Consider the following 26,618-nt stretch of genomic DNA (forward strand, 5'->3'; position numbering starts at 1 on the left):
ATGTGGAACAGCTCTGCGATTGATCGGCGCAGTTTCGTCAAGGCTGCCGGACTAACGTTCCTGGCGGCACTGCAGCCGCGCGCGCTGATGGCACTGGAGCGTGCAGATGCTGTTTATGCATCCGGTTTGCGGACGGCCGACGGATCCTATGCCATAGCCACGGTCTCGGAACGCGGTGAAATTATCGACCAGGTTGCGCTTCCCGCGCGGGCGCATGGCATGGCCTTCAGCCGGGCGACCGGAAAGACCGTCGCCTTTGCGCGTCGCCCCGGCACCTATGCGATGATCTTCGACCCGCGCGGCAAGAACGAGCCAATCACCATTGCCGCCGCCGAGGGACGCCATTTCTATGGTCATGGCGCCTTTTCACCAGATGGTCGGCTCCTTTATGCCAGCGAGAATGCCTTCGACGCCAATCGCGGCGTGATCGGCCTTTACGACGCGACCGGTCGTTTCGATCGTATCGATGAATTCGAGACCTACGGTGTCGGTCCGCATGACATGACGGTGTCCGACGACGGGCGCATGCTGATCATTGCCAATGGCGGGATTGAAACGCATCCGGATTTCGGCCGCACCAAGCTCAATCTTTTCAATATGCAGCCTTCGCTGACGCTGATCGATGCAGCGACGGGATCGCTGATCGAAAAGCGCTCTCTGCCGTCGCAATGGGCACAACTCTCCACGCGTCACGTCGATGTCGACGATAGCGGCCGCATCTGGTTTGCGTGCCAGTACGAGGGTCACCGCAACGACCTGCCGCCGCTCGTCGGTTCCTTTGCAAAGGGAGAAGACCTGCGCTTCGTCGATCTGCCGGACGAAACCACGCGCCGCCTCGCCAACTATGTCGGAGCTATCGCCATCAACCGGGCAGATGGGCTCGTCGGCATCACCTCGCCCAAGGGCGGTGCATCCGTGACGATCGATGCGAAGAGCGGCCGCGTGCTGCGTGAAGCGGTCGTGCCTGACGCGGCTGGGATTGCAGCGGCCAAGACCGGCTTTGCCGTGTCATCCTATGATGGCGGGTTTTTATCAACGCGGAGCGATGTGGCCTGGGACCAGCATATCGTGCGTATTGCGGCCGTCTGAATTGTGCGCAAAAGATCGCTAGCGATCTGGTTGGAGGGTGCGCTCGCCCTATCTAGCGCGGATGAGCAGAGCCCTGACCTACGTCGTCTTCATCGCCATCGCGCTCGGCGGGGGCCTGACTGTCGGCGTCAACAATTTGCCCGGTGAATGGTATCAATCCCTCGCCAAGCCGCCGTTCAATCCACCTGATTGGATATTCGCCCCTGTGTGGCTCACCCTCTACGTTTTGATTGGTATTGCCGGTGCGCGGACATGGTTGCGCGGCCATCTCTCCGTCGGCATGCTGATCTGGGCCTGGCAGATGGTACTGAACTTTCTGTGGTCGCCGTTCTTTTTCGGCATGCGGATGCTCTCCGCCTCCCTGGTCGTCATCGTGCTGTTGCTGGGGCTAGTGATCGCCTTTGTCGTCAACCGCTGGAACGCCGACCGGGCAGCCGCGCTGCTTTTCATGCCTTATGCCATCTGGGTCGGTTTCGCGACGCTTCTCAACGCCTCGATCGTCTATCTGAACTGAAGCAGCGGCAGCGGGATCGTCGGTCGCGAGCCACGGAGGCTTCCGCCCGAAGGCAGAAAAAGAGAGCTCGTTTGCCGGATTCTAATCGGCTTTGGCGACCCAGTCGTGCCAGTCCGCTTCGCTGCCGTGGAAGACATTCAGGTCGATCCGGCCGTCAACGCCGTGCGAGATGCCGGAGCCTGAATACTGCCAGAACACCCAGCGGCGTCCGGGATAGACCTTGGAAGGGTGCGCCGCGACCGAACGCAGCCAGAAGGGATAGTTCAGGAAGGCTCCCTTCAGGTTGTCGCGATAGAAGTCCGGCGCGGTGTAGATGATCGGCCGCTGCCCGTAGTGCTGCTCCAGCTTGTCCATGAAGACCTGCATCTTCTCGCGAACCTTCTCGGGCGAGACTCGCCGCTTGCAGCTCGACTCGCCGTTCCATTCGACGTCGATGACCGGTGGCAAGGCCCCGGCTTCGCGGGGAACGTTGCGGATGAACCAGTCAGCCTGTTCGCCCGCCGTGCGGCACCAGTAGAAGAAGTGATAGGCCCCGCGTTTGATCCCGGCCTGTTTGGCGTCGCGCCAGTTCTTCCGGAACATCGGATCGAGGTGATCGCCACCGTCGGTCGCCTTGATGTAAACGAAGTTCGCGCCCTGCGTTCTCAGCTTCTGCCAGTCGATATCGCCCTGCCAGCGCGAAACGTCGACACCATGGACGGCAAGCTTTCTGGGCGACGAGGAGCCGAAATTGATCGGTTTGACGTCGCGGAAACGATGGTTGTAGATCCGCGAGCGTGTCCGCGGCGCGTCGTCGATTTCGGGGGCCGTCGGCGTTAGCACGGCTGGCTGGACTGTTGCAACCGGCCTTTCCGAAGGCATGGGGGCGGCGGACACGCCTGCCTGCGGTTCGAAGGCTCGTGGCTGAGGAACCGGGCCGGCCCAGGCCAATTCTTCCTGTCTTGGCGCCGTTGCCGCAGGCGTTTCTGCAACATCCGCCGATGGCACCGGGCTTGCCGGCACAGGCGCGCTTGGGCGTGCAACCGAGCTGGTCGTCTCGCGGGACGGCACGCTCGCGACAAGGTCCGGCCCCAAGCTGGATGTGCAGCCGGACAGAGCAAGAGAAGCAAGAAAGAACGCTGGCGCAGCCGATAGACGCATTGAGAACCCGCACGCAAAACAATTGTCGATGGCAGGGAGCCGCCACCGGGGAACCATTGAAAGGCAATGGCTAATGGAAAATTACCAAAAAAGACTGAATCCAATCTTTACGCGCGGCACGGGACGCTTCGTCAGTCAGACAACATCCAGCGCGCAGAAACCTTCTGCCAACTGATTTCCGGGAACCGCTTGTCTGACGCGACGCACCATGCCACTTTCGCGCCGGCAAAAAAGGCAAAGCGATGACTGACAACGGCGACTTCCACGAGCGGATCCGAAGAAACTTTGCGCGCCAGGCGGCGCTGCAGACCATTGGCGCCGAGTTGACCCGCGTCGAGCGGGCAACGGTGGAAATCGAGCTGCCATTCGACGTCAAGCTCACCCAGCAGCACGGTATTTTGCATGCAGGCGTGATTTCCGCGGCGCTCGATTCCGCTTGTGGTTTTGCCGCTTATAGCGTCATTGACGCCGAAGCATCCATTCTGACGATCGAATTCAAGGTCAATCTGCTGTCGCCGGGCCGGGGCGAGCGTTTTCTGTTTCGCGGCGAGATCACCAAGCCGGGATCGAACATCATCGTCGCGGACGGGCGCGGCTACGCGATTGGCGACGGGCCGGCAAAGCTGATTGCTTCCATGACAAGCACCATGATGATCATCCGTGGCAGAGAGGGAATTTCGGGATGAAGTTTGAGCTGAAATCGGTCGCCGGCAAATCCATTCTGTTCGTGATGGCGGCGGAGGCCGAATACGGTCCGTTCCTGCGCTCCCGCTTCGAGCCGCTGATGACCGGGGTCGGCCCCGTCGAGGCGGCTGTCGCCCTCACGCGGACACTGACGGAATTGGATAACGCGGACGACCTGCCACAACTCGTCGTCTCGCTCGGATCGGCGGGCTCGTCCAAGCTTGAGCAGACCGAAGTCTACCAGGTCACGTCAGTCTCCTATCGCGACATGGACGCCTCGCCACTTGGTTTCGAAAAGGGGCGCACGCCTTTTCTCGATCTGCCCGCCGTCGTCGAATTGCCGCTGAGGATTCCGGGCATTGCCGAAGCAAGCCTCTCGACCGGTGGCAACGTCGTGTCCGGGCAGGCCTACAGCGGCATCGCCGCCGACATGGTCGATATGGAGACCTTCGCAATCCTGCGTGCCTGCCAGGCCTATGGCCTGCCGCTGATCGGCCTGCGCGGGATTTCAGACGGTGTGGAGGAACTGCAGCACATTTCCGGTTGGACAGAATACCTGCATGTCGTCGATCGCAAGCTGTCTTATGCCGTCGACAGTCTGTTTACGGCGCTGGAGGACGGGGTATTCTGGTTCTAACCCCTGCTAAACAGGGACAATCGGGACAATAAAATCCTCCAGCCAAGGATTTCGCGCATTGCAAGACCGGGTGCTTTTCATTAAAGGCTCGCCATGACCCAGACAGCACATCCAGACAGCGTTCTCATCGTCGATTTCGGCAGCCAGGTAACCCAGCTGATCGCACGCCGCGTGCGCGAAACGGGTGTCTACTGCGAGATCGTTCCCTTCCAGTCCGCCGAAGAAGGCTTCAAGCGCCTGCAGCCGAAGGCAGTGATCCTGTCCGGCAGCCCGGCCTCGACGGTGGATGAAGGCTCGCCCCGCGCCCCCCAGATCATCTTCGACAGCGGCCTGCCCGTTTTCGGCATCTGCTACGGCCAGCAGACGATGTGCATGCAGCTCGGCGGCAAGGTCGAGAGCGGCCATCACCGCGAATTCGGCCGCGCCTTCCTCGAAGTCGACGAAGACAGCGCGCTGTTCGAGGGCCTATGGTCGAAGGGTTCGCGCCATCAGGTCTGGATGAGCCACGGCGACCGCGTCACGGCGCTCCCCGAAGGTTTCGAGGTCGTCGCGACTTCACCGAACGCACCCTATGCCTTCATTGCCGACGAGAAGCGCAAATATTACGGCGTGCAGTTCCACCCGGAAGTCGTACACACTCCCGATGGCGCCAAGCTGATCGCCAACTTCATTCACAACATCGCCGGCATCAAGGGCGACTGGTCGATGTCGGCCTATCGCCAGAAGGCCGTCGAGGCAATCCGCGAGCAGGTCGGCGACAAGCGTGTCCTCTGCGCCCTTTCGGGCGGCGTCGACAGCTCTGTTGCAGCATTGCTGATCCACGAAGCGATCGGCGACAAGCTCACCTGCGTACTGGTCGACCACGGCCTGATGCGCAAGGACGAGGCGGCCAACGTCGTCGCCATGTTCCGCGAACACTACAATCTACACCTGATCCACGTCGACGCATCCGACAAGTTTATCGGCGAACTGGAAGGGGTTTCCGACCCCGAGACCAAGCGCAAGATCATCGGCCGCCTGTTCATCGAGACCTTCGAGGAAGAGGCCAAGAAGCTCGGTGGCGCCGACTTCCTCGGCCAGGGCACGCTCTACCCCGATGTGATCGAAAGCGTTTCCTTCACCGGCGGCCCATCGGTGACGATCAAGTCGCACCACAACGTCGGCGGCCTGCCGGAGCGGATGAACATGCAGCTCGTCGAGCCGCTGCGCGAGCTCTTCAAGGACGAAGTGCGCGTGCTCGGCAAGGAGCTCGGCCTGCCCGACAGCTTCATCGGCCGCCATCCCTTCCCGGGTCCAGGCCTCGCGATCCGCTGCCCCGGCGGCATCACCCGCGAAAAGCTGGAAATTCTGCGCGAAGCCGACGCCATCTATCTCGACGAAATCCGCAAGGCCGGTCTCTACGACGCGATCTGGCAGGCCTTCGCCGTGCTGCTTCCCGTCCAGACCGTCGGCGTCATGGGCGACGGCCGCACCTACGAATTCGTCTGCGCACTGCGCGCCGTGACCTCGGTCGACGGCATGACGGCGGATTTCTACCACTACGACATGGAATTCCTCGGCCGCGCCGCTACCCGCATCATCAACGAAGTACGTGGCATCAACCGCGTCGTCTACGATGTGACGTCGAAACCGCCCGGCACGATCGAGTGGGAATGATTTGAGAGTCGCCTCAATCGAGGCGACGTCCATCAGAAATCAAGTGACTGCTGCACCGGCTTTGGCCGCGCCAGGCTAACGCCTTCGAGCTCCAACATCCTCTGCTTGGACGTTGAGCCGCCGGGCGCGGAGAAGCCTCCGATCTTGTTTCCGGCCGCTAGCACGCGATGGCAGGGGATGATCAAGGCGACCGGATTTTTCGCCATCGCCTGGCCGACGTCGCGGGCGGCCTCCGGCCCTACGCCGAGTTGTTTCGCGAGCGCACCGTAGGTGGTCGTGTGGCCCCAGCCGATCTGGCGGGCAGCATCGTAAACCTGCCTGAAGAAGGCATCCTGACCAGCGAGATCGACCTTCACGGTTGAGAAGTCCGTCGGCTCGCCGCTGAAATAGCGCTTCACTGCGGCAACAGCTTCGGCAACGGCGGCCGTCGGCTTCGCCGGCTCGGCGCCGGGAATGCGGCGAAGGAGCAATCGCTCGGTTGCCTCGGCACTCGACGTCGGCAGCTGAAACCGCGTAATGCCGACATCATTCCAGGCGATGCCGCAGAAGCCACCGCTCGTCTCGAAAATCAGATAGTGATGCATTGCCTGTTGCATGGGTCATTGCCTCCCTGCTGTTCACTCCGAAGATCGTGCCGTCGCGGCCGGAATTCAACCCGTTTCTTGCGTCGCACGAGCTTGCTCCGGTCGATCGTTCGCCCTTATGTTCTTTTTTTGTTCGTGTCATTTCAAGATCAAATGTTAGGCTCCCTGTCTTCCGTGAAGAATGAGAAACGGCCGTTGCCCAGGAGCCGATCATGCACGAGGACTTGCAGGCATCTTTCGATTTCGCTTCGCCGAAGACGCGCCAACAACCGTCGCGCTTCGACCGGGAAAGCCTTCTCTTTGCGATTTTGCCGGACTCGCGATCGCTCGACGAATGCGTGGCGATCCAGCAGTGGCTGCAGCGGGAACACCTTCCCCTCGCATCGCCACGTCCGCCAGCCGTCGTCCATGTTTCGCACTATTGTGTCGGCAAGAGCGCGCCCGCATTCCCGAGGGGGTCATCGCGGCGGAACGCCAGGCAGGACCGGCGATCGATGCGTGTCAGTTCGAGCTCGCCTTCGACCATATCATCACCGTCCTGCTGCCGCAGGACAACGCGATCGTACTCGCCGGCAATGGCGGACGGGAACTGTTACGGCAACTGCGTGTGCAAATCGCGATCGAGATGCACCGGTTGGGCGCAGACGCCAATCTGAACCCGAACTTTCAACCTCACGCCACGCTCCTCTACGACAAGGACATGGTGCCGCGTTCGCCCTGCAGAAGCCAGTCGTTATGGCTGCGCGCGAATTCGTTCTGCTACACAATCGCCAAGGCCAAGCCGGCTACGAAGAACTCGGGCGCTGGCCGCTTCATGCGCGCGGATAACACCTTGCCTCCGGCTATCGAACTCGCTTAAAGCTCCTGCGACAAGGCATGAAGCGGAGAACGACATGAACACGTCCGAGATCATTATTGCCGGTGACACGGCGGGTATCGAGTGGCGTTTGCCGGTTCTTCGTTTCAAGGGCAGCGATCCCAAGGCACCGAAGGTCTACATTCAGGCGGCTCTCCACGCCAACGAGCTGCCGGGCACGGCGTTGGTTCACTTCCTGTGTGAAAGACTGCGCCAGTCGGAAAACGCCGGTCAGATCAAGAGCGACATCATCGTCGTCCCGCATGCCAACCCGATCGGCGCGGCCCAGTCGCATTTCGGCGAGCTTCAGGGCCGCTTCGATCTTGGATCACGGACCAATTTCAATCGCGAGTTTCCGCTGATCTCGGTGAAGGATCGCGACGGGTTGCTTGAGGGCCTCGAGAACCGTTCCGCCATCGACAAGCTGAAGCGCCAGCTGCTGCATATGGCGCTCGGCTGCGATCTGGTGATCGATCTGCATTGCGACGACGAATCGCTGCAGTATGCCTACATCGACGAGGCTTTCTGGCCGGAGGCAGCCGATCTCGCATCGGCGATGGATATGGAAGCGGTGCTCCTCTCCGATGGCGAGAGTTCCGCCTTCGAGGAGGCCGTCGGTTTTGCCTGGAAATACGAGACGCCGGAGAAACAATCGCGCCTGCCCCGGAAACTGTCCGTCACCGTCGAGCTTCGCGGCCGCCGTGATGTCTATCCCGAGATGGCGAAGAAGGATGCCGAGGGATTGTGGAAATTCCTGGCGAGCCGCGGCGCAATCGATGCCGCCGTCTCGCTGCCGGCCTTCGATGGTCCCGCCGTACCGCTCGACAATATCGAGATCGTCCGTGCGCCGGAGGCCGGCACGGTTCTCTTCCACCACAATATCGGCGAATGGGTTGGCGAAGGCGATGTGCTTGCCACCTTGATCACTCGCCCCGGCATGGCTGACGGCAGCCTCGAGATTCGTGCGCCGCAGGCCGGCCTGATCGTGACCCGCAGCTCCGAGCGGCTCGTTCGCCGCCGCGCCGACCTGATGAAGATTGCTTGCAAGACCGCCAGCAAGGCGACGCGCAAACCCGGAACACTGGAGGACTAAGTGACCGTCACGATCTACGGCATCAAAAATTGCGACACCATGAAAAAGGCCAGAACCTGGCTGGAAGAGCATGACGTCGCCTACCAGTTTCACGACTACAAGGCTGTCGGGATCGATCGCGCCCACCTGCAGGCCTGGACGAAGGAAGCCGGATGGGAAACCGTGCTCAACCGGGCCGGCACGACTTTTCGCAAGCTGCCTGACGCTGACCGCGAAAATCTCGACGAGGGCAAGGCAATCGCTCTGATGCTGGAGCAGCCGTCGATGATCAAACGGCCGGTTGTGGAGGCGGACGGCAAGTTGCTCATCGGCTTCAAGCCCGAGATCTACGGCAGCTTCTTCAAGGCCTGATCGATGTCGAAAACCACGCGCGCCACGCAGGTTCTGAGCCAAGCCGGAATTGCCTTCACGGTCCATACCTACGACTATGATCCGAACGCGGAGCGCGTCGGCCTGCAGGCGGCAGAAGCGCTTGGCGAGGAGCCGCATCGCGTGTTGAAGACGCTGATGGCGGAGGTCGACGGCAAGGCGGTCTGCGTCGTCGTGCCGTCGGATCGTGAAGTCAGCATGAAGAAGCTCGCTAGCGCGTTCGGTGGAAAGTCCGCCAACATGATGAAGCCCGCCGATGCCGAGCGCCTGACCGGCTACCACGTCGGCGGCATCAGCCCGTTCGGACAGAAGAAGCTTGTGCCGACGGCAATCGAAGAGGCGGCGCTTGCCGAGGCGCAGGTTTACATCAATGGCGGACAACGCGGCCTACAGGTTCGGCTTGACCCGAAGGACGCGTTGAAGACGCTGAAGGCAGCAGCGGCACCGCTCATTGCCTGATCTCAGCTGAAGCGTGCCAGCAGAGAACCGAGCGTCGCGGCATCGGCCTTGCTCAGCTTTGCGCCGAAGTTGGCCTCGATGGCCTTGGCATAGACCGTCCACATGCGCTTCTGCAGTGCCCGCCCCTTCTCGGTAACGACCACCCACTGCCCGCGCCCGTCCCGGTCGAACGTCTGGCGCTGCACCAGCCCCGCCTTCTCGAGGCGGTCGATCAGTCGCGAGAGATTGTATTGGGCGAGCAACGTCCGCTCTTCGATCTCGAACGGCCGCAACCTGCCCTGCGGCGAGCGCACCAGTTCCCAGAGCACGTCGTACCAGCCGAGCGGCGGAAGCCCGGCCGACTTGAGATCCGCTTCGATCTGACCGAGCAGTCGCTGCTGCGCGCGCATCAGCCCGATCCAGGCATCGATCGCCGCATCGGAGGGCGTCGTTTCGTTCTTTTTGTTCATACATGCATTTACATCTACCTTGAACCTCGGCGCAACAGCTACTACATGCAATTGCATCTACAATGGAGATGCCCACTATGGATCATTTGCCACTTCAAGCACCGGGTTCGGCTCTGCTGCTCGTCAGCCACCACCTTTGCCCGTACGTGCAGCGCGCTGCGATCGCGCTGGCGGAGAAGGGAGTACCCTTCGAGCGGATCAACATTGATCTCGCAGACAAACCCGGCTGGTTTCTTGAGATTTCGCCGCTCGGCAAGGTGCCCCTGCTCTGCGTCCGCGACAGCGACGGCAGTCGTGAGGTACTTTTCGAGAGCAGTGTGATCTGCGAGTATCTGGAGGAGACGCAGGACGGCGCGAGCCTTCATCCGGCCGATCCGTTGACGCGCGCACGCCACCGCGGCTGGATGGAGTTCGGCTCTTCGATCCTGTCCGACCTCTGGGTCTACGAGACGACCCAGGACCGCGCCCAACTAGAGGCAAAACGGCAGGTCCTTGCATCGAAGTTCGCGACCATCGAAACCGAACTGAAGAGCGGCCCCTACTTCGCGGGCGACAGCTTCAGTCTGGTCGATGCGGTGTTCGCGCCGATCTTTCGCTACTTCGACGTTTTCAACACCATCGGCGACAGCGGCATCTTTGCCGGCCTGCACCGCGTCCAGGCCTGGCGGAAAGCATTGTCGGAGAGGCCGAGCGTAAAGGCCGCGGTCGGGCCTGACTATGCCGATCGGCTGATGGCCTTCCTGAAGCGCCACGATGCGGTACTGTTGCAGCAGCCATCCGTTTCGGCCGCCTAATCCCGGCATAAGCCGGTGGCGGCAAAGAGCTGCCATCGGTTGACAAGCAACTTCAATTTCGCCGCAAAGGGGTCTAAGTCTACCGGCCAATCCGTTTTGTTCGAGGAGTGACCGACCATGAATTTCATGCCGCAAAGCCAGACCTCAGTCGATCCCGTAAAGCTTGAAAAGCTGGCGGAGGTGGCCGTCAAGGTCGGGCTGCAGTTGCAGACGGGCCAGGACCTCGTGATCACGGCCCCGGTCGTCGCCCTGCCCCTCGTGCGCCTGATTACCAAGCATGCCTACATGGCGGGTGCCGGGCTGGTGACGGCATTCTATTCCGACGAGGAGTCGACGCTCGCGCGCTACAGATACGGCAGCGATCAGAGCTTCGATCGCGCATCCGATTGGCTCTATGACGGCATGGCAAAGACTTATGCAAAGGGCACCGCCCGGCTTGCCGTTTCAGGCGACAATCCGATGCTGCTTTCGGAACAGGATCCGGCAAAGGTTGGTCGCGCCAATCGGGCGAACTCGGCGGCCTACAAGCCGGCGCTGGAGAAGATCTCGAATTTCGACATCAACTGGAACATCGTCTCCTACCCCAATCCGTCCTGGGCGGCGCTGGTCTTCCCTGACGATCCGGAAGCGATCGCCGTTGCCAGGCTCGCCAAGGCGATCTTTGCGGCGTCGCGCGTCGATGTCGAAGACCCGATCGCCGCCTGGGCTGAGCACAATGCCAATCTTGCCAAACGCTCACACTGGCTGAATGGGGAGCGCTTCGCTTCCTTGCACTTCACCGGGCCCGGCACCGATCTGACGGTCGGCCTTGCCGACGGCCACGAGTGGCATGGCGGCTCGTCGACCGCCAAGAACGGCATCACCTGCAATCCGAACATTCCAACCGAGGAGGTCTTCACGACCCCGCATGCGCTCAAGGTCGAGGGCCATGTTTCGAGCACCAAGCCGCTGTCCCATCAGGGCACGCTGATCGACAATATCCGGGTTCGCTTCGACGGCGGCCGGATCGTCGAAGCAAAGGCCTCGCGTGGCGAGGAAGTGCTGAACAAGGTGCTGGATACCGACGAGGGGGCACGGCGGCTCGGCGAAGTGGCGCTGGTACCGCATTCATCACCGATCTCAGCGAGCGGCATTCTGTTCTACAACACACTGTTCGACGAGAACGCCTCGTGCCACATCGCGCTCGGCCAATGCTATTCGAAATGCTTCGTCAACGGCGCCAGCCTGACGCAGGAGCAGATCAAGGCCCAAGGCGGCAACTCGAGCCTGATCCACATCGACTGGATGATCGGCTCCGGCCAGGTCGATATCGACGGCGTCAGGCCAGACGGCTCGCGGGTTCCGGTGATGCGTCAGGGCGAGTGGGCCTGACCGACATTGCGCGCTGACTGAGCCAGACGCTCGCGAGCACCATTGCGAAGCCGACGAGCTGCGCGGGCGTCAGGCTTTGTCCAAGAGCCAGCCAACCCAGCAGGGTGGCTGTGACCGGACTAAGGAAGCCCAATGAGGCCGCGGCGGACGGCTCGATGCGCGCGAGCCCCCGAAACCACAGCAGATAGGTGAAGGCTGCGCCGATCAGGCCAAGATAGGCCATGCCGAGGACACTGGCTGTAGTCGGCACCGGCAGCGCGGGTTCAAGGAAGAAAGCGACGGGCGCGAGCAGGATGCCGCCCGCCGTCAGCTGCCATGCGGTAAAGGCAAGATTTGAGACCGGCGGAGCCCATCGTCGCGTCAGCACCGTGCCGAACGCCATCGAGACCGCACCCGCGATGCCCGCGACGACGCCGATCGGGTCGAGCGCCGCGTTGGGCGTGAGCACCAGCAGTGCGACGCCCGTCATCCCGATCAGCCCGGCACCCACGGCAAGAGCATGGATCGGCTTGCCGAGGAAGATGCGCGACAGCAGGATGACGATAAGCGGCTGAATGGCCCCAACCGTCGCGGCAACGCCGCCTGGCAACCGATAGGCAGACACAAACAGCATTGCCCAGAAGAACGAGAAATTGAGGCCGCCGAGCAAAAACACGCGAGCCCACCAGATACCTTGCGGCAGTTGCCGGACGACCGCAAGCAGCAGAAGCCCGGCCGGCAAGGCGCGCAGGAAAGCGACCGTCAGTGGATATCCGTGCGGCAGGAAGGATGTGGTCACGAAATAGGTGCTGCCCCAGATCGTTGGCGCCAGCGCCGTGATCAGGACATCGGAAAGAGGCGCTCCAGTTTTCTTCATCTCAAGAATCTCTATATCAAGATAAATATAATCTAGCGCCATTTATCTTGACGTCAAGAGACATGGTGATAACAATCTCCCCGGAAGAATGGGCTGGCCGATGGATCGCGTCGACAAGATACTTGCACAATGGAAAAGGGAGCGCCCCGACCTCGATACCGAGGCGATGGGCATCATGGGTCGGCTGAAACGGCTGACGACGCATCTCGCCCGCGAGGTGGACCAGGTGTTGCAGCAGCAGGGGCTGTCCTCCTCGTCCTTCGATGTGCTGGCAACCCTCAGGCGTTCGGGCGCGCCGTATCGGCTCTCACCGGGCGATCTGCTCTCCATGACGATGGTCAGCTCCGGCACCATGACCAACCGGATCGACCAGTTGGAGAAAGCCGGGCTGGTCGAGCGCGTTCTCAATCCCGACGATCGGCGAAGCGTCCTCATCGCCCTGACCGAAGCGGGACTTGCCGCCGTGGAAAGCGCAGTCGGTCTGCACGTCGCCAATCAGCAGCGTTTGACGCAGGGCTTCAGCGCCGAGGAGAAAGCGCAGCTTGACGCCTTGCTGCGCAAGTTTCTGGCGACATTCGAGTAGCCGGACCAGCCGCCCTCCTCGCGTGTGCCCTTGGCATCGGTGGGCGGCAGCCTCCTTGCTTTGGCCTCAGATGTTCAGGTCGACCCAGATCGCGGCATGATCGGACGCCGCGTGTTTTGGCTCGGTGAGTTCCGGATACGTCTCCCAGCGTCTCGGCCGGCTTCCGGGCCAGGCGCCTTTGCGGAAGACGCCGCCGCGCTCGACCTTGTCGAAAAGCTTCGGCGACAGGAGGAGGTAGTCGATCTTGTTGCCGGCGTTGCCAAGGCCGAAGGTGCCGGGAAAACCGCCGTCGTCGAACGCGGGATGTGTAAAGGCGTCCCGGAGCGTGCTCTCTTTCAGCGGCGTCAGCGGAGCGCTGTCTGGTGTGTCGTTCAGGTCACCAATCAGCGCGATATGGTCGAACCCTTCGGCGATGCGCTTCTCGTAGATGTCCCGAGCTCGTTGCGCTTGCGCATGCCGGCGAGCATCGGAGGACTGGGCGCTCCCGAAACCCTTGCTCTTGAAATGATTGACCATGACAAGCAGCGTCACTCCTGCAGGAGTGGTCACGCAGTACTCCGGGCAATCGCGGGAGAAGATCGGGTTGCCTGCCGCATCCCGATCGTCGACGTGGCTGCGCATGATATCGAGGACGAAGCCGTTGCGCGTCAGGAGCCCGACATCGATCCCCCGCTCATCGTTGCCATCGATAACCATGACCTGATTGAAGGGCATGCCGCCCACAGCCGGTAACACCTGCGTATTGAACGCCGCGAGGACCGGCCGACTTTCGACTTCGACAATCCCCAGGACGTCGGCATTGAGGTCGCTCATGACGCGCGCGGTGTTTTGCATTGCGATTTCATTGATCGGCTCGTCTCGCAGCTCGAGCGACCCGACCCAATCGATACGACCATTGGCCGTTATCACAACGCCGCCAGTCCTTGGCCGCTTCAGAAGATTGCCCCGGTTGCGACGAAGAATGACAAAGGGGCCGATATCGCTCTCCTCCATGCCGAGCTCGATGATCAAGGTGGCCATGCGGGCTTTGTCGGCGCTGCTGTAGGTGACCTGCCCCAACAATTGCTGCAATTCTGCAAAGCGGTCCAGAACGACTCGCCCCTCCGCCCAGGTGTCCAGGTTCATGGCCTTTGCGCGGTCGAACAGGTTTTCGACATTGAACGATGCAAGCCTCACGTTTCTCCCTCCCATTTATCGAAAGGTTGGCACGCATATGTTGCATTTCCATGATGTCCGCGTGACATTCAGCGGCTGATGACCACCTAGAATAGGCTTCCCTGCTTTGGCGGCGCCTGCTCGTCGTGCGGTTTCGCGGCTCGTTTCTTCTGCGCGGAGGAGGACGCGCCCCCGTCCGTCGTCACCGCGCCGACACGACCATCCGCAAACTCGATCGAGATGCCTGTCCCCGACGCCAACATCGCCGCCTGCGACACGGGCCTGTTCTCGTCGTCCCGGATAACCGCGTAGCCTCGCTTCAGCACGTTCTTGTAAGATAGGGACTGCAGTACACGATCTTGAGCCGTGAGCTCACCGCGTGCCCGCGTTAGCTGATGCCTGACAGCGGTGTCGGCGTGACGTGACAGATTGGCCAGGTGATCACGCTGGCGCGCCGTCTGGGTCTTCAGGCGCGCCGGCAGCGTCGCAAAAATCGCGTCCGCACGGCCAACCCGCGATTTCGAGCGGTCGAGAAGACGCTCGATCGTCCGCTCCGCGCGCGTCATACGTTCGTTCAGATATTGGCGCCGCTCCGTAATGCGGTTCGACAGGACATCGGGCCGCAAATGCGCGGCGATCCGCTCAAAACTACGGCGCTTATTGATCGTGTTGAGTTCGAGACCGCGGCCAAGACCGGCGGCCGCCTCATCGAACCGGCGCCGCGGCAGGGCCAAGAGCTGATCCAGAGAAGGCAGCGCGCGGACGAGAGCCCGAACCGACTGGCGATGATGATCCATGCGGCGGTTCATACACCCCTGCAGGCGCGCGGCGAGTGCTGCTGTCTGCGCCCCCAGTTCGGCCTTCACCGGAACCGCCATCTCGGCCGCTCCGGTCGGCGTCGGTGCGCGCACATCTGCGGCATAGTCGATCAGCGTCCAGTCAGTTTCGTGTCCGACCGCCGAGATCAGCGGGATCTGGCTCTCGGCAGCGGCACGCACAACGATTTCGTCGTTAAAGCTCCAGAGATCTTCAAGGCTGCCGCCGCCACGGGCGACAATCAGAACGTCCGGGCGCGACATGTCCCCACCAGGCTCGAAGCTGTTGAAGCCTCTGATGGCGTTGGCGACCTCTTCACCGGAACCGTCGCCTTGGACTTTGACGGGCCAGACGATGACATGAACCGGGAAACGATCGGAGATGCGGTGGAGAATGTCGCGAATGACCGCGCCCGTCGGCGAGGTCACGACGCCGATCACCTTCGGCATGAAGGGTAGCCGCCGCTTGCGGGACTGGTCGAAGAGCCCCTCGGCGCCAAGCCTGCGCTTGCGTTCCTCGATGAGCGCCATCAGCGCGCCGGCGCCGGCCGGTTCCAGCGTTTCGATAACGATCTGATATTTCGATGAGCCGGGGAATGTCGTCACCTTGCCGGTGGCGATCACCTCCATCCCTTCTTCGGGACGGAATTTCAGCCTGGAGAAATTGCCCTTCCAGACGACGGCATCGATACGCGCGCGGTCATCCTTCAAGGAAAAATAGGCGTGGCCGGAAGAGTGGGGCCCTCTGTAGCCGGAAATTTCGCCCCGCACACGCACCTGGTCGAAGGCAGTCTCGACGGTGCGCTTGATCGAGCCGGAAAGCTCCGAAACCGAATACTCGGCAAGATTGCTCGGCGAATCATTCTCGAAGACATTGCTCATGGTCCTGTTCTAGCCGATGCGGCGGCAAAGAGCAGCCCTTGTCTTAGTCAGGCATTCTGCGCACTCAGCTATTGCCGCAAGCTAGTCTGGCGGTATTACAAAAAACCAGGCGCAAGGCCGCTTAGTCGGAATCTCGCAACAATGGCTTTTTCGGCTCACGCCCTTGCCGAACCAAGCCGCATCCGGAGAGGAAACCATGGAGATCAGCCTAAGGAAGCTCTTCGACCGGTATGAGCGCTTTTTCAACCAGCCCCTCGGCGGCGACGTAGACAGGGAAGGCGTCGCTTCTGGCTCGACAGGGGGATGTTTTTTCAACCGAATTCGCAAGAGCTCGGTTTTTTCCGTGGCAAATCAGTTGCTTCATTGAACCACGCCGCGAAACTCGCGGGACCGTTTTCCCCGACAATCCTTGGAGAGCGATGATCGGGCAAACGACAAAAGGATTTTGCATGTCCGACCGTTTTGCTTCCCACGCACCCTCTCTTACTGGTCCGGCAAGCGCCGGCTTCGCCATCGTTCCCAATGACAATCTCGATCTCCCGGAGATTACAAGAGCGGTCTATGTCGGCATCGGCGGAGACTTGGCTGTGACCCTGGCGTCGGGGCAGGTTCTGACCTTTGCCTCTGTTTCAGACGGGTCGCTGCTGCCGCTGCGGGTTTCCCGTGTCCATGCCACCGGCACTACGGCAGAGAGCGTTCTCGGGCTCGCTTAGGTGCCCGTCCCGCCAGCGGCGCTCCTGTGCCGATTGCGAACACTGGGGAAAACCGTAACAAACCGCTCCATTAATTGTTCGACAAGACAGACCCGTCTATACTGAAGCAAATCAGGAGATGCTGATGATCGCTTTGACAGCCACCACACTGGGCTTTGCCACTGCGCCAATGCGTTCGATCTTTTCGATGGTGTTGGTCGGCTGCCTCGTCTGCGTCGCCTACGCCTGCGCGGCCCTGGTGTCATTGACATCCATTCTGGATCTTGCAGCCGCGATCGTTTGCTATGACGCTGGCCTTCTGATCTGCCTTCTCGGCCTCCACGCTTTCGCGCGTATCCTCGATCGCCGACGCTTCGTCTAAATTCTACGTCCCAGTGGGCACGTAACGAAAGAACCGAATGGGTGCACCTTCGGGCGCTGGAATCGGCCTCAGGTAAGCCGGGACGATTCCCTTCGTCAGCTGCGCGTAAAGACCATCCGGCTTCATTTTGGCGAGCTCCGTGGTCTGCGGATAGTCGGCGCAAAAAGCCAGAACCGTGACCCCTGCACCCTTCAGGAAGGCCTCGGCTTCCTGCGGTTCCGCCAGGCCGATATGCATTTCCGTCAGCATGCCACCTTGGTTTCGATGGTACGGCGCGGCCAGAATCCGATTCCCTGTAAAGCGGAGAATCGAGACGCCCACGTCGGACGGCGCCGCCACAAGGCCCGGGGGAACATCGGCCAACGGCGCCAGAGCCGACTTCGACGCACAAGAGGTTTTTGTGGACGCCGCTTGCAGGACGCTCTCGTTGTTCACCTGCATACCGATCAGCCCTCCCGTGAGCCCCCAGACTGCCGCCACACTCATAAGAACAGTGGAAAGGTAGCAGAAGGCAGCGGCGACATCCTCGCTGTCGCTGGCCGATAGACGTCGCAGGTCGATGATCAGCAACGTCAGCGGCAGGACCGCGAGAAGATTGGAAAACATCGTGCCGCGCACCTGAAAGGCCGCGATTGCCCAGCTGACGGAAAGAAGGAAAAGAAGGATCAGGTGAATTCGCACCCGGTCCCTGAAAACAAGGCGAAGGATGCAGACGGCTATTGCGAAAACCCCGGTTGCGTAGAAAAAGCCGAGCGTGAACGGATCCCGCTGGTCTAGCGCAACAATCGACTGAGCTTCCTGCACCCCGTCCAACCATAGCGTGACAAGGAGTGGATCGAGGTCAGCCAGCGGGTTGCGGAGGCATTGCGGAGCGATCGTGATCGCAGAGGCGAGGACGACCGCGCCGATCCCGCCCAGAACGACAAACCGCAGCAGCCGGCTTGTTCTGCTGGCGAGGGTGGCGGCACACAGCAACAGCCCGCCGCCAATCGCCGCGAGACTGTAGTAGCCGAGCGACAGGTTATCACAGCTGACTGCCGAATAGAGCCGCGGTGGAACGGTACCGAAGAAAAGCAGACTGATCGAAAGAGCCAAGGCCAATCCGAAAGCCTTGGCTGCGCCTGCGAACGGCTCGCCTTCCCACGCCCACGAGATGGCAACAACCACGCACGCTGCCGCCACGAAAGGCGTTGTTTCGGCGCCGATGGCAATCGCGGTTGCTGCCGCCAGTCCTGCGACCGCGTAGCTGAGCGGTCGATGGTCTTCATCGAGCAGCATCGCCGTCATGATGGCGACCAGCGCGAACTGGACATTGTGGTGGTCGATTGCGCCAGGCAGGAAACGGTTGCTGGCGACCAACAGCATTGCGGTCAGCCCTAAGGCGATGTGCATTCCGAACACGCCGCCGATGCGGCGGCCGGCAAGCCCCATGGCCCAGAGGCTGGGGACGGTTAGTGAAAGCGGCCAGACGGCAAGCGCAAGCGCCTCTGCCCGCTCCTGCGGGAGAAATAACTCGAAAAATCTGATCAGCGTGGCGATAGGAAGGTCAATTAGGCGGGACCAGTGCATCAACGTGCCCTCGCCGAGACCCATCCGGTATTGCATCAGGTCGAACCAGCCCTGGCCGTTCAGGAAATCGCGCACCTCGACAAGCCGCATACCGTCATCGTTATCCGCGCCGACATAATCCGTGGCGCCAGGCAGCTTCAAAGCCAGGATCGCGGCAACGAGGAGGGCGCTGTAGAGGAGCGCCGAAGGCCACAGCCTAATCATCATGGTGCGCAGCTTGGCGGTCAACGATGCCGATGTCGGCGCATCGACCATCTGGGCAACATTCGTCATGAAGCGGATCTCACCGTTTTGAGTAGCAAGAAAGTAACGCGCTCCTGTCAAGAAACCGTAAAGGTCCCACTGGCCGGCGGTTTTCGTGGGATTCATAGCTAGTTGTTAACGGCCACCATCTATTCTTGAACGGATTTCTTCGCCACGGGTTTGATCATGACTGGATCGCGGATCGACAATCTGAATATTGCGGTGCTCTTACCGTGCTACAACGAGGCCTCGACCATTGGCGCCGTTGTCCGGGGGTTCCGATCTGCGCTGCCGGGCGCCGTGGTACATGTCTACGACAACAACTCGACGGATGGCACCGCCCTCCACGCGATGCTTGCCGGCGCAAGCGTCGTGCGTGAACGGCGGCAAGGCAAGGGCCACGTTGTCAGACGTATGTTCGCCGACATCGACGCCGACATCTACATCATGGCGGATGGCGACGCGACGTACTCCCCCGACGACGCCGATGAACTGATCCGCACGCTACTGACGGAGCGCGCCGACATGGTCGTCGGCACGCGGCGAGGCGTGCAGGCGGACGCCGGCAGGCAGGGTCACGCCTTCGGCAACAAGATTTTCAACGTGCTCTACCGAACGATCTTTGGAACCGACTTCACCGATATCTTCTCGGGCTACCGCGTCTTCTCGCGACGCTTCGTCAAGAGCTTCCCTGCCGTCTCGGGAGGTTTCGAGATCGAGACGGAGATGTCCGTGCATGCATCGCGTCTGAAGCTGCCGATCAGCGAACTTGAGCTGGACTACGGCCGCCGGCCGGAAGGCTCTCATTCCAAGCTTTCCACATTCAAGGACGGCGCAAAGATCCTTTGGATGTTCGCGATGCTGATGAAGGAAACCCGCCCTTTCGCGTTCTTTGGCATCGTCAGCGCCGCCTTTATGCTGGCCAGTCTGGGATTCATGGCGCCTGTTCTCGTCGAGTATTTTGAAACGGGTCTTGTCAGCCGAATGCCGACATGGGTTCTGTCCATGGCACTGATGATGGTATCATTCATGATGTTTACCGCCGGCGTGATCCTGGACTCCGTTTCGCGCGCCCGCGCCGAACAGCTTCGTATCCACTATATGAGCCTTGCGTCCCCTCGCCCACGCGAGCAGACGCCGTTGCTGGTGGATGATCTCGACACTGCCCGACAATTGCCGAGTAGAAACGGCAGCAGATGAAGAAGCTGCTGCGCTTCGCGATTGCAGGCGGCCTTGGCTTTCTCGTGGATGCCGGGGTCTTGGCGTTTTTATTGCATGTCACGCCACTTGGCCCATTCCTGGCGCGCTTGATCGCGATTGCTCTCGCAATGGCGACGACATGGCTCTTCAACAGAACTTTCACGTTCGATCGCTCGGGACATTCGCTCGCCGTCGAGGGATTTCGCTACGGCTCCGTCGGCGTAACCGCGGCACTGGTTAACTATGGACTCTATTCAGCGCTGTTGTTGCGGCTGCCCGACCTGCAGCCGCTCGCGGCGATGGTGCTCTCCACCGCCGCCTCCATGGTGTTCAGCTTTATCGGCTATTCCCGCTTCGTCTTCCGCCGCGACTGAATCAGACCGGCTCCCAGCCGTCCTTCTCGCTCGCGCGATAGATCGAATCGATGAACTTCTGGCTGAGCTTCGAGCTCTCCAGCGTCACGATCTCTTCACTCTCGCCCTTGGCAGCCCGCGCAAAGGCTTCGGCTTCGCGCTTGTACTGACGGCTGTCCGGGAAGCGGAAGATCGTCGATTCATTGTGGCTGCGGTTGGTCAGCTCGATTTCCTCGGCGCCCCAGCGGTCGGCGTTGAAGGGCGACTTCACCTCGATGAAGCCATCCGTGCCGTGGAAGACCATGACCTGGCGGTTCGCCATCTGCGTTGCGACATAGAAGGTCAGCTCGAAGTCGCCGAAGTCGGCCTTGACGCTCGAATAGATGTCGGTGCCGAACTCAGGGTCGCGGCGGGTAACGGCCTGAACACGGAGCGGCTCCTTGCCGGTCGTGAAGCGTGTTGCGATCGTCGGGTAGACGCCGATATCGGGAAGCGCGCCACCGCCGAGCTCGGGGATATTGCGCATGTTGCCGGGATCGCGGTTGAAATAGGTAAATGCGCCCTGGACATGCAAGAGCGTGCCGATCGCGCCATCCGCGATCAGCGAACGGACCTTCCGCCAGACCGGCGTGTAGGTGACCATATAGGCCTCGGTGACGAGAACCTTGTTGCGGTCGCGGGCGGCGATCAGGCTGTCGATCTCATCGGCCTTCAGCGCAATCGGCTTTTCGCAGAGCACGTGCTTGCCGGCGTCAGCGGCCTTGATGGTCCACTCGACATGCTGCGAGGTCGGCAGCGGGATATAGACGGCGTCGATCTTGTCGGAAGCCAGCATCTCCTCGTAGGAACCGAAGGCGTGCGGAACGGAAAAGCGATCCGCCATCTCCCGGGCTCTCGCCAGATCGCGGCTGGCAACCGCCGTCACGACGCAGTTTTCGGCGTCCTGGATGGCGGGGACAACGAGTTCACGGCCGATCTTCGCGGTCGAAAGAATACCAAAACGCAGCATAGCCTCACTCCTCTCCTGGTTCGATTTTTGCGCACCTTAGTAAGGCGACGGCGGCGGCGCAATGGCGTGATCACAATTCAAGGAGCAGGTTTCCATCGCACGATGGCCGCGCTAGGTTACCTCCCGGCGGCGTTCTGTCGCGTCATCGATTTCAATCAATTCAGCACTTTAGGAGAGCGCCATGGATATGCGCCGTCTTGGAAAAACTGGCCTTTCAATCGCCCCGATCGTCTTCGGCGGCAACGTCTTCGGCTGGACCGCCGACGAGAAGACATCCTTCGACATTCTCGATGCCTTCTTCGACGCCGGGTTCAACACGATTGACACGGCCGACGTCTATTCGGCCTGGGTGCCGGGCAACAAGGGCGGCGATTCCGAGGAGATCATCGGCAAGTGGCTGAAGCGCGGCAAGGTCTCCCGTGACAAGGCTGTCATCATCACCAAGGTCGGCTCCGACATGGGCCAGGGCAAGACGCTGAAGGAAACCTATATCCTGAAGGCGGTCGAGGATTCGCTGCGCCGGCTGCAAACCGACCATATCGACCTCTACCTCTCGCATTGGCCTGACGAGAACACGCCCTATGAAGAAACGCTCGGCGCCTTTGCCAAGCTGAAGCAGCAAGGCAAGATCCGCGCGATCGGCTGCTCCAATCTCGACGCGACACAGCTTCAGGCGTCCTTCGATGCCGCCGAGAAGGTCGGCGTGCCGCGCTACGACGTGATCCAGCCGGAATACAATCTCTACGAACGCGCTAGCTTCGAGGGACCGCTGGCCGATCTCTGCGTCAAGGAAGATATCGGCGTCATCACCTACTTCAGTCTTGCCGCCGGCTTTCTCTCCGGAAAATACCGCAGCAAGGCCGATACGGAAGGCCGCGCCCGAGAAGGCCGGGTGGCGCAGTATCTCGACGACAAGGGAATGCGCATCCTTGCAGCGCTCGACAAGGTCGCGGCGGAAACCGACGCCAAGCCGGCGGAGATCGCGCTTGCCTGGCTGCTCAGAAAGAAGGGCGTGACGGCGCCGATCGCCAGCGCCACCAGCCTGTCGCAGCTTGACAGCCTAACCAAGTCGGCGACAGTTTCGCTCTCCGACGAGGCAATGGCACTGCTCGACACTGCGGGCGCGTGACGGGAGCCAGCCGATGGCCGTGACGATCCGCTATGCGAAGCGCGAGCACGGAGCGCGCTGACGCGAGCTTCTTGGCCAATTAAGTTCCCAGGCGGACAGCGTGCGGGAGGCAATGCCAGCTTCCTTTTCCAAGCCTTCTGCCGCCTTGCCCGCAAGAGCGCCACCAACGACCCTATAATCGGCCGCCGCCCACGCCTCTCGCGCCGCCTTCATCATTGTCGTCTTGCCAGCGCCGGCACAGCCGTGATGCGCTCCGATCCGGCGACACGTTCGATCGCGGTTTTCTGCTCATCCGACAGACGGCCATACCGCGAAAGACTGACCGACCCGAGAACTCGCACGAGCCCTCAGCCTGGCCAGCTTCTTAAGTATTACCTTCGGCTAAGCGGTGTAAAATTGAATAAAACAGCTCCATAGATAAGATGTAACCCTATTGGTGTATGCGTCGCGATACATCATACCGCTGATTACTGTCGTTCTCTCTTTCCGCAAACATGACAGGATACTTCCCTGGACATGTGTCGCAGTGCGAGTGAGGGGCGTTCGTCATGCTGAGGATCAACATCAAGAACCGCGACTATCTGAGCGCATACGGCGGAACGTCGAGCGTTTACAGCGCAGCGGTCACTGGCAGTGCTCTTCTCGCGAACGCAACAGTAGGTTCCTCAACGGGGGCTCCGCCGATTACCGACGTGAACGCCGTCGGCTCGGTAAGCTCGCTTACGGGAGCACAGACCACAGCATCTCCTCTGACGAGTGATCCAGCCACGTCGCAAATGTCTCCGGCTTCAGGTGCGCCCTCAACAGGCGATACGACCGGCGGAGCCAGCTTCGCGCTAACGACCGCCGGGGCATCGACGACAAGTTCTTCCACGCCCGACCCACAGACGACAGCGAAGCCACGCACGGTCCTGCCTCCCGATCCTTCCACGCCGATTGCCACGACGTCGCTGGAATCTGCCCTTTCGGCTGCTCCCGAGGTGACACTGCCGGTCTCGGGCGCAAGCGATACGTCGAGTGCGCCGATCCTGAGGTTTTCGGCCGCAAGTGTGGGGACGGCTGAGGACGATGCTTCGTCCGCGTCATCCACGTCAGCGCCGGCGACGCTGGCCGCGACGGCCTCGACGACACCTGTGATGACAGTCACAGCGGCAGTAGCGGCCACTCCAACGCTGAACAAGATCGCCCGCGAAAACGCGCTGAAAGGCGACCCGATCAGTGAATGGGGCCTCGACGGCGACGGCGGCGGGACTATTCAGGGCTTTGCGACGGAAATCAGCACCAATGTCGGCGGCACCGTAGACTTCAAGATCGCAACGGACTCGACCCATTACCGCATCGACATTTATCGTCTCGGCTATTACGGCGGCGACGGCGCGCGCAAGGTTGCGTCGATCGACAAGTCATTGACGACGGCTCAGATCCAGCCGCACCCCATCGTCGACATGTCGCTTGGCCTTATCGACTGTGGCAACTGGTCGGTTTCAGCGAGCTGGCAGATTCCGGATGACGCAGTATCCGGCGTGTACATCGCCAAACTGGTGCGGGAGGACGGGACGGAAGACGCAAGCATCATTCCGTTTGTCGTGCGCGACGATGCTTCGCACAGCGACATCGTCTTCCAGACCTCCGACACGACCTGGCAGGCCTACAATGCATGGGGTGGGGCGAGCCTCTACGAAGGCAATGTACCGGTCGACCCAGCAGACATGATCGGCTACATGCCTCCAAACTGCAGTTGCGGCCTGACTGCGATTGGGCGTGCATCGGCAATCAGCTACAACCGGCCGATCATCACCAATACAAGCGTGATGGGAGGAACGTGGGACTACATCTTTGGCGCCGAGCACTCAGCAATCCAATGGCTTGAGCAAAACGGCTATGACGTCTCCTACATCTCCGGCGTTGATGCGTCTCGCAATGGCAATCTGCTCCTCAACCATCAAGCCTACCTCTCCGTTGGCCACGACGAATACTGGTCAGGCGAACAGCGCGCGAACGTCGAAGCAGCCCGCGATAGTGGCGTCAACCTGGCGTTCTGGAGCGGAAATGAATGCTACTGGAAAGTACGATGGGAAAGCAGCATTGACGGCAACGGCCAAGCCTACCGGACCATGGTTTGCTACAAGGAGACTTGGGGGACAAGCACGGATCCGAGCGATATCGGCACCGGCACTTGGCGCGATCCACGCTATGCCGACCCCGGACAGGAGCCGGAGAACTCACTGACCGGAACCATGTTCACGGTCGACAGCTATCGCTCCGATACAATTTCAATACCTTATGACTATTCGAACCTGCGTTTCTGGCGAAACACCGACGTTGCCAACCTCCAGCCCGGAGAAACATACAATCTCGTCCAGAACCTGCTTGGCTATGAATGGGATTCCGACGTCGAAAATGGGTTCCGGCCAGACGGGCTGATCAACCTGTCTCTGTCTACGGTGGCGGTGAACACTTACCTCCGGGATTATGGAACAAGCGTTGGCGATGCCGTCGTCGACCACAGCCTGACGATGTACAGAGCCGCAAGCGGAGCTTTGGTGTTCGGCGCAGGCACCGTTTTCTGGTCCTGGGGATTGAACGATCAACACCAAGGCGCCGAGACGCCAACCGACCCTAACGTCCAGCAGGCTATGGTCAACATGTTCGCGGACATGGGCATCCAGCCAACGACTCTGGATGCCAGCCTTATTCTCGCGACGCAGTCCACTGACCACCTGAAGCCAACATCAACGATTACGTCGCCAATCATCGGTGCGAGTTTTGTCGAAGGCCAGCACGTCACGATCACTGGAACGGCCCAGGACTTCGGCGGCGGCATTATCGCCGGGATCGAGGTGTCTACTGACGGCGGCCAGCATTGGTTCAAGGCAACCGGCCGTGAAAACTGGAGCTACAACTGGGTCGTCCAGGCGAGCGGCACCTACACGATCATGTCGCGTGCAGTCGACGACAGCGTCAACCTGGAGACGCCATCGTCCGGAAAGCAGGTCACTGTCACACTGCCGGACACGACCGGTCTTTGGACACTGGCCTCCAAGCCCACGCTCGAGACTGCGGTCGACCGCGACGGCGTCGAGCTCGGGGTCCGTTTTCAGTCCACCACCGGCGGCTATATCGAGGGGATTCGCTTCTACAAAGGCTTCTACAACGTTGGTGAACATAAAGTCAGTTTGTGGGACGCCAATGGGACACTGCTTGCCACGGGCGTATCGACGGGCGAGTCCCTTTCAGGCTGGCAAACAGTCACCTTTTCCACTCCAATTCATATCCCCGCGGGGACGACCTTCGTTGCCTCCTATCACAGCAACGGCTTCTATTCAGTCACCGAGAACTATTTCACTCCTGGCTCGACCTATACCAATGGCGTGCTGAAGGCAGTTGATGGTGGTGGTGTTTATGCATACGGCGCCACCAGTACCTTCCCGGGCAACAACCCTGGCGGATCAAACTACTGGGTTGATGTTGTGTTTGACGCTGGTCCGAACAGCATACCCGTGGCAACCGACGACAGCGGCTTTACCATCTCCCGCAATGGCGTTTTGACAGTGTCATTTGCCTCGCTGACAGCCAATGATGCTGACGCCAATGGTGATGCGCTGACGATCATCGGCGTTGGCAATGCAGTCAACGGAACGGTTGCGCTGGATACTCAGACCGGCAACGTGATCTTTACACCGAACGCCAACTACATCGGGCCTGCAAGCTTCAGCTACACCCTTTCCGACGGGCGAGGTGGCACGGACCAGGGAAGCGTGAGCCTTTCCGTGGAGGAAGTTGCTGCCGGCGTTTCGCTGTTTCAGCCGAACGAAGGTCCCACGGGGCAGGCCTTTACCGACAATTCTGCAGTCGAGTTGGGCATGAAGTTCACCTCATCGAGCAGCGGTTCGATCACCGGAATTCGTTTCTATAAGGCGGCCGGCGATACGGGTACCCACACTGGTTCGATCTGGAGCACTGACGGCACGCTCCTGACGACTGTAACTTTCACCAACGAGTCTCTCAGCGGTTGGCAAACCGCAAAGTTCTCCAGCCCGATCCAGATCCAGGCC

28 protein-coding genes and 1 pseudogene are annotated in these 26,618 nt (G+C 60.9%); 19 read left to right on the forward strand and 10 right to left on the reverse strand.

Annotation, left to right across the window (positions count from 1 at the left end; translation table 11 throughout):
- Positions 1-1,089, forward strand: coding sequence for a DUF1513 domain-containing protein (locus FHT97_RS06395; RefSeq protein ID WP_183860658.1), 1,089 nt, complete (start codon positions 1-3; stop codon positions 1,087-1,089).
- A 61-nt stretch (positions 1,090-1,150) separates the two neighbouring features.
- Positions 1,151-1,603, forward strand: a complete 453-nt coding sequence (locus FHT97_RS06400) for a TspO/MBR family protein (RefSeq protein ID WP_183753400.1) — start codon at positions 1,151-1,153, stop codon at positions 1,601-1,603.
- Positions 1,604-1,684: 81 nt separating this feature from the next.
- Here FHT97_RS06400 and FHT97_RS06405 read toward each other — a convergent pair whose 3' ends face one another.
- A complete protein-coding gene (locus tag FHT97_RS06405; RefSeq protein WP_183753402.1) occupies positions 1,685-2,743 on the reverse strand; it encodes a GH25 family lysozyme in 1,059 nt (352 codons plus the stop codon).
- A 242-nt stretch (positions 2,744-2,985) separates the two neighbouring features.
- On the opposite strand from FHT97_RS06405, the gene FHT97_RS06410 reads away from it, so the two are divergent.
- From FHT97_RS06410 to guaA, 3 genes are all read left to right on the forward strand, one after another.
- The gene (locus FHT97_RS06410; RefSeq protein ID WP_183753404.1) at positions 2,986-3,429 is read left to right on the forward strand and encodes a PaaI family thioesterase; all 444 of its coding nucleotides are present in this window, start codon (positions 2,986-2,988) and stop codon (positions 3,427-3,429) included.
- Complete coding sequence (locus tag FHT97_RS06415; protein ID WP_016552405.1) at positions 3,426-4,064, forward strand: 5'-methylthioadenosine/S-adenosylhomocysteine nucleosidase; 639 nt, start codon at positions 3,426-3,428, stop codon at positions 4,062-4,064. The genes FHT97_RS06410 and FHT97_RS06415 overlap by 4 nt, the downstream gene beginning before the upstream one ends.
- A gap of 93 nt (positions 4,065-4,157) precedes the next feature.
- Positions 4,158-5,720, forward strand: a complete 1,563-nt coding sequence (gene guaA, locus FHT97_RS06420) for a glutamine-hydrolyzing GMP synthase (protein WP_183753406.1) — start codon at positions 4,158-4,160, stop codon at positions 5,718-5,720.
- 32 nt (positions 5,721-5,752) lie between these two features.
- On the opposite strand, the gene FHT97_RS06425 is transcribed toward guaA, so the two are convergent.
- Positions 5,753-6,316 carry a methylated-DNA--[protein]-cysteine S-methyltransferase gene (locus FHT97_RS06425; protein WP_183860660.1) on the reverse strand — a complete coding sequence of 188 codons (564 nt, stop codon included), beginning with the start codon at positions 6,314-6,316 and terminating at the stop codon, positions 5,753-5,755.
- A gap of 322 nt (positions 6,317-6,638) precedes the next feature.
- Between FHT97_RS06425 and FHT97_RS06430 the strand changes: the two genes are divergently transcribed.
- From FHT97_RS06430 to ybaK, 4 genes are read left to right on the forward strand one after another with little or no spacing between them, the layout of a single operon-like run.
- The gene (locus FHT97_RS06430) at positions 6,639-7,163 is read left to right on the forward strand and encodes a hypothetical protein (RefSeq protein ID WP_246712558.1); all 525 of its coding nucleotides are present in this window, start codon (positions 6,639-6,641) and stop codon (positions 7,161-7,163) included.
- Positions 7,164-7,197: 34 nt separating this feature from the next.
- The gene (locus tag FHT97_RS06435) at positions 7,198-8,253 is read left to right on the forward strand and encodes a succinylglutamate desuccinylase/aspartoacylase family protein (protein WP_183860662.1); all 1,056 of its coding nucleotides are present in this window, start codon (positions 7,198-7,200) and stop codon (positions 8,251-8,253) included.
- Complete coding sequence (locus FHT97_RS06440; RefSeq protein WP_183860664.1) at positions 8,254-8,604, forward strand: ArsC family reductase; 351 nt, start codon at positions 8,254-8,256, stop codon at positions 8,602-8,604.
- A gap of 3 nt (positions 8,605-8,607) precedes the next feature.
- Positions 8,608-9,081: a Cys-tRNA(Pro) deacylase gene (gene ybaK / locus FHT97_RS06445; RefSeq protein WP_016552399.1), complete on the forward strand. Its 474-nt coding sequence runs from the start codon at positions 8,608-8,610 to the stop codon at positions 9,079-9,081.
- Positions 9,082-9,083: 2 nt separating this feature from the next.
- Here ybaK and FHT97_RS06450 read toward each other — a convergent pair whose 3' ends face one another.
- On the reverse strand, positions 9,084-9,587 hold the full coding sequence (locus FHT97_RS06450) for a MarR family winged helix-turn-helix transcriptional regulator (protein WP_183860666.1): 504 nt from the start codon (positions 9,585-9,587) through the stop codon (positions 9,084-9,086).
- A 20-nt stretch (positions 9,588-9,607) separates the two neighbouring features.
- Between FHT97_RS06450 and FHT97_RS06455 the strand changes: the two genes are divergently transcribed.
- Both FHT97_RS06455 and FHT97_RS06460 read left to right on the forward strand, forming a co-directional pair.
- Positions 9,608-10,324, forward strand: a complete 717-nt coding sequence (locus FHT97_RS06455; protein ID WP_183860668.1) for a glutathione S-transferase family protein — start codon at positions 9,608-9,610, stop codon at positions 10,322-10,324.
- Between the two features lie 117 nt (positions 10,325-10,441).
- A complete protein-coding gene (locus tag FHT97_RS06460) occupies positions 10,442-11,695 on the forward strand; it encodes an aminopeptidase (protein ID WP_183860670.1) in 1,254 nt (417 codons plus the stop codon).
- Here FHT97_RS06460 and FHT97_RS06465 read toward each other — a convergent pair.
- On the reverse strand, positions 11,643-12,551 hold the full coding sequence (locus FHT97_RS06465; RefSeq protein WP_183860672.1) for an EamA family transporter: 909 nt from the start codon (positions 12,549-12,551) through the stop codon (positions 11,643-11,645). The two genes, FHT97_RS06460 and FHT97_RS06465, sit on opposite strands and share 53 nt — an antisense overlap.
- 100 nt (positions 12,552-12,651) lie before the next feature.
- Here FHT97_RS06465 and FHT97_RS06470 point away from each other — a divergent pair, with 100 nt between their 5' ends.
- Positions 12,652-13,134, forward strand: a complete 483-nt coding sequence (locus FHT97_RS06470; protein WP_183753422.1) for a MarR family transcriptional regulator — start codon at positions 12,652-12,654, stop codon at positions 13,132-13,134.
- 66 nt (positions 13,135-13,200) lie between these two features.
- On the opposite strand, the gene FHT97_RS06475 is transcribed toward FHT97_RS06470, so the two are convergent.
- Together FHT97_RS06475 and xseA are read right to left on the reverse strand one after the other, a co-directional pair.
- The gene (locus FHT97_RS06475; protein WP_183860674.1) at positions 13,201-14,310 is read right to left on the reverse strand and encodes an endonuclease/exonuclease/phosphatase family protein; all 1,110 of its coding nucleotides are present in this window, start codon (positions 14,308-14,310) and stop codon (positions 13,201-13,203) included.
- A gap of 86 nt (positions 14,311-14,396) precedes the next feature.
- Positions 14,397-15,986: an exodeoxyribonuclease VII large subunit gene (gene xseA, locus FHT97_RS06480; RefSeq protein ID WP_183860676.1), complete on the reverse strand. Its 1,590-nt coding sequence runs from the start codon at positions 15,984-15,986 to the stop codon at positions 14,397-14,399.
- 196 nt (positions 15,987-16,182) lie between these two features.
- On the opposite strand from xseA, the gene FHT97_RS30760 reads away from it, so the two are divergent.
- The 3 genes from FHT97_RS30760 (at position 16,183) to FHT97_RS06490 (ending at position 17,060) form a co-directional block, all read left to right on the forward strand.
- Positions 16,183-16,353, forward strand: a complete 171-nt coding sequence (locus FHT97_RS30760; protein ID WP_246712559.1) for a hypothetical protein — start codon at positions 16,183-16,185, stop codon at positions 16,351-16,353.
- Positions 16,354-16,435: 82 nt separating this feature from the next.
- The gene (locus tag FHT97_RS06485; RefSeq protein ID WP_183753428.1) at positions 16,436-16,699 is read left to right on the forward strand and encodes a hypothetical protein; all 264 of its coding nucleotides are present in this window, start codon (positions 16,436-16,438) and stop codon (positions 16,697-16,699) included.
- A gap of 124 nt (positions 16,700-16,823) precedes the next feature.
- The gene (locus FHT97_RS06490) at positions 16,824-17,060 is read left to right on the forward strand and encodes a hypothetical protein (protein WP_183860678.1); all 237 of its coding nucleotides are present in this window, start codon (positions 16,824-16,826) and stop codon (positions 17,058-17,060) included.
- A gap of 3 nt (positions 17,061-17,063) precedes the next feature.
- Here the strand turns inward: FHT97_RS06490 and FHT97_RS06495 are convergent, their stop codons facing one another.
- Positions 17,064-18,902, reverse strand: coding sequence for a hypothetical protein (locus FHT97_RS06495; RefSeq protein WP_183860680.1), 1,839 nt, complete (start codon positions 18,900-18,902; stop codon positions 17,064-17,066).
- Between the two features lie 156 nt (positions 18,903-19,058).
- Here FHT97_RS06495 and FHT97_RS06500 point away from each other — a divergent pair, with 156 nt between their 5' ends.
- Both FHT97_RS06500 and FHT97_RS06505 read left to right on the forward strand, forming a co-directional pair.
- Positions 19,059-20,072, forward strand: coding sequence for a glycosyltransferase family 2 protein (locus FHT97_RS06500; protein ID WP_183860682.1), 1,014 nt, complete (start codon positions 19,059-19,061; stop codon positions 20,070-20,072).
- A complete protein-coding gene (locus FHT97_RS06505; RefSeq protein ID WP_183753436.1) occupies positions 20,069-20,446 on the forward strand; it encodes a GtrA family protein in 378 nt (125 codons plus the stop codon). Before FHT97_RS06500 ends, FHT97_RS06505 begins: the two co-directional genes overlap by 4 nt.
- 1 nt (position 20,447) lies before the next feature.
- Here FHT97_RS06505 and FHT97_RS06510 read toward each other — a convergent pair whose 3' ends face one another.
- A complete protein-coding gene (locus FHT97_RS06510; RefSeq protein WP_183860684.1) occupies positions 20,448-21,434 on the reverse strand; it encodes a Gfo/Idh/MocA family oxidoreductase in 987 nt (328 codons plus the stop codon).
- Between the two features lie 181 nt (positions 21,435-21,615).
- Between FHT97_RS06510 and FHT97_RS06515 the strand changes: the two genes are divergently transcribed.
- Positions 21,616-22,563: an aldo/keto reductase gene (locus FHT97_RS06515; RefSeq protein ID WP_183860686.1), complete on the forward strand. Its 948-nt coding sequence runs from the start codon at positions 21,616-21,618 to the stop codon at positions 22,561-22,563.
- Between the two features lie 81 nt (positions 22,564-22,644).
- Here FHT97_RS06515 and FHT97_RS06520 read toward each other — a convergent pair.
- Both FHT97_RS06520 and FHT97_RS31515 read right to left on the reverse strand, forming a co-directional pair.
- Positions 22,645-22,883, reverse strand: a pseudogene (locus tag FHT97_RS06520) (AAA family ATPase); the annotation flags it as partial.
- A gap of 290 nt (positions 22,884-23,173) precedes the next feature.
- The gene (locus FHT97_RS31515) at positions 23,174-23,728 is read right to left on the reverse strand and encodes a hypothetical protein (protein ID WP_348649613.1); all 555 of its coding nucleotides are present in this window, start codon (positions 23,726-23,728) and stop codon (positions 23,174-23,176) included.
- Here FHT97_RS31515 and FHT97_RS06525 point away from each other — a divergent pair.
- Positions 23,700-26,618: N,N-dimethylformamidase beta subunit family domain-containing protein (locus tag FHT97_RS06525; RefSeq protein ID WP_348649614.1), on the forward strand; the 2,919-nt coding region annotated here is incomplete at its 3' end. The genes FHT97_RS31515 and FHT97_RS06525 overlap by 29 nt on opposite strands.

The sequence above is a fragment of the Rhizobium sp. BK399 genome (assembly GCF_014194695.1).
Lineage (GTDB): Bacteria > Pseudomonadota > Alphaproteobacteria > Rhizobiales > Rhizobiaceae > Rhizobium.